Annotated in this window: 2 protein-coding genes and 1 pseudogene; all 3 read right to left on the bottom strand. The window is 61.2% G+C overall.

The features are described from left to right. Window positions 1–218: pseudogene (locus EH240_RS36460) on the bottom strand (ISNCY family transposase); the annotation flags it as partial. A gap of 711 nt (window positions 219–929) precedes the next feature. Continuing rightward, complete coding sequence (istB, locus tag EH240_RS36455; RefSeq protein ID WP_125007175.1) at window positions 930–1,823, bottom strand: IS21-like element helper ATPase IstB; 894 nt, start codon at window positions 1,821–1,823, stop codon at window positions 930–932. Then, entirely contained in the window at window positions 1,820–3,334 is a 1,515-nt protein-coding gene (istA, locus tag EH240_RS36450; protein ID WP_125007174.1) for an IS21 family transposase, read from the bottom strand. Before istA ends, istB begins: the two co-directional genes overlap by 4 nt. Window positions 3,335–3,517 lie beyond the last annotated feature (183 nt).

Genomic DNA, 3,517 nt, shown 5'->3' with positions numbered 1-3,517 from the left:
CGGTATTGCTTGAGAAGCGCGCAACGCAGCACCGCTTCAGCAGGCAGGCCTTGCCGTCCAGTAGCCTTGACACCGACCCGGACCAAATCGCGCGCCACCAAGCCAAGCAGATCGCGATGCTCGTCCAGCCAGCGCGACATTGCCTCCAGTTCGCGTCCGATCTCGTGCGTGGAGAAAACATCGAATATACTCGCTTGGACGGTGCGTTCTTGGCGCATTGTCGGCTCCGGCGGTGGCAGGACTTTGGAATCAGTGGCATGATCCAAGATACCTGAAACCGCCGGGCCTTGCTCGCGCAAAGCTACGGTTCACTCAATAGAATCAATCGCTTGCTGTTTATGGACGGAAACTAGTCTAGTTTCCGTCCATAGTGTGCTGCAGCAAGCAGAAGGAGGTTCGATGGTGAACTGACAACATGCTGAGAAGCTGCGTGAGAGATGAGGGTAGGCCCCTCGGGATCGGCTTTCAGGAGCGGGTCTCAAACCAGCCCAAGCTGCTGTGGTAGAAGAGCCATGGTGGTTAGCGTTGGGTCAAAAGCCGCGGACATGATCCGGGGCAGGTTGGCATCCGGAAGATGAGCGCAAGCAAACCCTTCGATGACGCGTCGTTAGAACTCTTTAACACCACTAAAACCGAGGGCGTGTGGATCTCTCGGGACAAGTCCGTCGGGAGCCTGATGACTGGGCGGACAGTGGACGGCGTATAGGGGGCATGAGCCGGATGCAGGCTTTTGTGCGGAACTGCAGGAACCAGCTTTCTGATGCCAAGGGAGAAGCACAAGCGGCACACCACCGTGAGGCGAGAGTACCGATGCAGGAAGCTGGGGCGGATCGACCCGTAGTAGTGACGAAGGTCCTGTAATGGGGCTGGAGCGAAGGGTATGGCGCGGCGATCAGGATGAGACGGCGGCGACAATCTAGATGAGACTCTTATGTCGCGGTGGATTGGAAGTTATCATGCTGATTGTCGCTGGCAAGCGCTTCGCCGATTTCTGATTGCCGCTCCGCGACAAGTTCGTGCGCGTTTTTGATTGTCGCGTATGAGGCTGGTCTGCCGCGATGCCGTTTAGCTTCCATGGCGGATCTGCGCCGATAACTTTCGACGTTCATCTCGAAGATCGTCGCGTGGTGGACGAGGCGGTCGACCGCGGCGAGCGTCATGGCAGGGTCGGGGAAGACCCTGTTCCACTCCCCAAAGGGCTGATTGGCGGTGATCATGATGGAACGCCGCTCGTAACGGGCGGAGATGAGCTCGAAGAGCACGCTCGTTTCGGCCTGGTCCTTGGTGACGTAGGCCAGATCGTCGAGGATGAGCAGATCGAACTTGTCGAGCTTGTCGATGGCGGATTCGAGTTGGAGTTCACGCCGCGCGACCTGAAGCTTCTGGACGAGATCGGTGGTGCGGGTGAACATCACGCGCCAGCCGTTCTCGATCAGCGCAAGGCCGATGGCTGCGGCGAGATGGCTCTTGCCGCCGCCGGGCGGGCCGAACATGAGGACGTTGGCGCCCTTTGCGAGCCAGCTATCGCCGGCGGTGATCGCCATGACCTGAGCCTTGGAGACCATGGGCACGGCATCGAAGGCGAAGCTGTCGAGCGTCTTTCCGGGCGGCAGGTGCGCCTCGGCGAGATGCCTTTCGATCCTGCGATGAGCACGTTCGGCCAGTTCATGCTCGGCGATGGCTGACAGGAAGCGGGCGGCCGGCCATCCCTCCCGATCCGCCTGTTCGGCAAATTGCGGCCAGAGCGTTTTGATCGTCGGCAGCCTCAGTTCGTTGAGCATGATGCCGAGCCGTGCTTCATCGATAGTGTGGGCGCCCTTCATGCGGCTTCTCCCGCATACGTCGTGCCGATCAGGGCTTCATAGCCATTGAGCGATGTCAGTTGCACATGAACGGTCGGCAATCGGGCCGGGTCCGGAGCGAAGAGGGCTCGCAGGGCGGCAATATCGGGCAGGTCGCCGGCGTCGAGCGTTCTGGCAAGCTCCTCGGCCAGTTCACGCTCGCAACCGCGATCATGGGCCAGTGCCAGCAACTCGACGGTGATCTTGCAGGCCTGCCTGTCGGGAAGATGCTCGATGAGAGCCTCAAAAGCCCTGCGGTATTCCTGACGCGGGAAGAGCTTGTCGCGATAGACGAGCCCACGAAGCGCCATCGGCTTCTTGCGCAGGGAATGGATGACGTGGTGGTAATTGACGACCTGGTCATGCCGGCCGTCGGCATGGCCACGCCCGCGGGGCAAGGTCATCAGATGCGTGCCGCCGATGAAGACCTCGAGGCGATCGTCGAAGAGGCGAACACGAAGCCGATGTCCGATCAGGCGGGAAGGCACGGTGTAGAAGACCTTGCGCAGGGCGAAGCCGCCGGTGCGCGATACCGTGACGACTACTTCTTCGAAGTCGGTGGTGCGACGATCGGGAAGCTCGTGCAAATGCGGGCGTTCGGCATCAATGCGCTTGCCGTGTGCCGCATTGCGGCGGCTGACGATCTCGTCGATGAAGGTGCGGTAGGAGCCGAGATCGTCGAAGTCCCTTGTTCCACGCATCAGCAGGGCGTCGCGAACGGCGTTCTTGAGGTGGCCGTGGGAGCTTTCGATCGAGCCGTTCTCGTGCGCGACGCCCTTGTTGTTGCGGGTCGGCGTCATGCGGTAATGGGCGCACAGCTCCTCGTAGCGATGCGTCAGATCTGCCTTGGCGTCGGCATCGAGGTTCCGGAAGGCCGCCGACAGGCTGTCGCTGCGGTGATAGAGTGGTGCGCCGCCAACAGACCACAAGGCATTTTGAAGTCCTTCGGCCAGCGCGACGAAGCTTTCGCCGCCAAGGATGATATGGCCGTGCTCAAAGCCTGACCAGGCGAGCCGGAAGTGATAGAGCAAATGGTCGAGCGGCTGGCCGGCGATCGTTACGCCGAGGCTACCCATGTCGGTAAAGTCCGACAGTCCCAGCCGGCCGGGCTCGTGCGTCTGGCGGAAGATCACCTCCTGTGCCTCACCGTGAACAGCCCGCCATGATCGGATCCGTCGCTCAAGCGTGCGGCGAATGCCTTCCGGCAGCTCCGGATGGCGCCGCAGCATCTCGTCGTAAACGGCGACGGCACGGATGCCAGGAGCGGCCTTCAGGAGAGGAACGACCTCCGCGTCAAAGATATGCTCAAGCGGATCGGGGCGGCGCCGGCCGCGCGGCGGCTTGTTTTGCGATGGAAGGCGGGCTTCCTTCTCCAGGCGATAAGCCGTTGCCCGGCTGATCGACGCCTTTGCGGCGGCGACCTCAACTGAATGCGTTTGTCGGTACTTCATAAAAAGCCTCGTCTGATGATCGGTTACGTGGCGACCCGGCACAAAGGTGATTCTCCATTCCAGAAAACCACCCAGGCTACCGGCCCGACCGCGATCATAAGACGCCGAAAATTGCGCCGCGGCGGGGATGTAACTCCGGTCGGGCTACGCCCTCCCTACGTCACATCCCCGCCGCAGAGTCTCATCCTGATTGTCGCTGAATCTCACCTTGATTGTCGCCGCGCA

Origin of the sequence: Mesorhizobium tamadayense, assembly GCF_003863365.1 — a bacterium.
Classification (GTDB): Bacteria; Pseudomonadota; Alphaproteobacteria; order Rhizobiales; family Rhizobiaceae; genus Mesorhizobium; species Mesorhizobium tamadayense.
The sequence above is the reverse complement of the archived record's forward strand: the minus strand, read 5'-3'. Positions and strand labels throughout refer to the sequence as shown.

Coding starts and splice junctions, on each gene's coding strand:
- istB (WP_125007175.1), bottom strand. CDS start 1,823: ATGAAGGGCGCCCACACTATCGATGAAGCACGGCTCGGCATCATGCTC.